Here is a 563-nt window from a genome sequence, read left to right on the forward strand (position 1 = left end):
CGCATCCCTAGGAGTCGAAAGCGAAAGCTCGATACCGGCCGTCGGTTTTTCTCCTTTTAGCCGCTCTATGCCGTATATCGCTACGATATTATCAAGATCGCTACCTTGAGCAAAAGGTAAAAGCATAGATTTTACGGCGCTATTGATACGAGCGCGCAAAAGCAGCTCGCGGTAAGCCAGCGTCTCAAGCAGGGCCGAATAATTGTCGCTTTCAAGCAACGCGATCTCCTTATCCGGTAGATAGATTTTAAAAAGCCCTTTAATGCCCTTTAAAAGCTCGTCGTAGTTAAGCTCTTCGATCACGCCCGGATACGGTAAATTTTTTAAAAGGCTCATAACTCTATCCCTATCTCGTCGCCGCTTGTGAGAGCGATCTTAAAATTTAACCTATGATCTTTTAGGCTTATTAGCTTTACTTCGTCTATCTTCACTCTTTTTTCCCATCTTTCTACGGCTTCTATGACGTAGCAGGCAAGATCGGCCCTAAACTCGTCGTCTACCTTGCGGTCTATTAGCTCGAACAAGCGACTGCCGTATTCCGGCAACATAACCCGCGAGCCAAG

Annotated in this window: 1 protein-coding gene and 1 pseudogene; both read right to left on the bottom strand. The window is 46.4% G+C overall.

The features are described from left to right. A pseudogene (locus tag UNSWCS_RS05970) lies at positions 1 to 336 on the bottom strand (baseplate assembly protein); the annotation flags it as partial. After that, positions 333 to 563 (bottom strand): GPW/gp25 family protein (locus tag UNSWCS_RS05975; protein WP_035143613.1); only part of this gene is annotated, 231 nt, incomplete at its 5' end. The pseudogene UNSWCS_RS05970 and the gene UNSWCS_RS05975, both read right to left, overlap by 4 nt.

Origin of the sequence: Campylobacter concisus UNSWCS (genome assembly GCF_000466685.1) — a bacterium.
Lineage (GTDB): Bacteria > Campylobacterota > Campylobacteria > Campylobacterales > Campylobacteraceae > Campylobacter_A > Campylobacter_A concisus_A.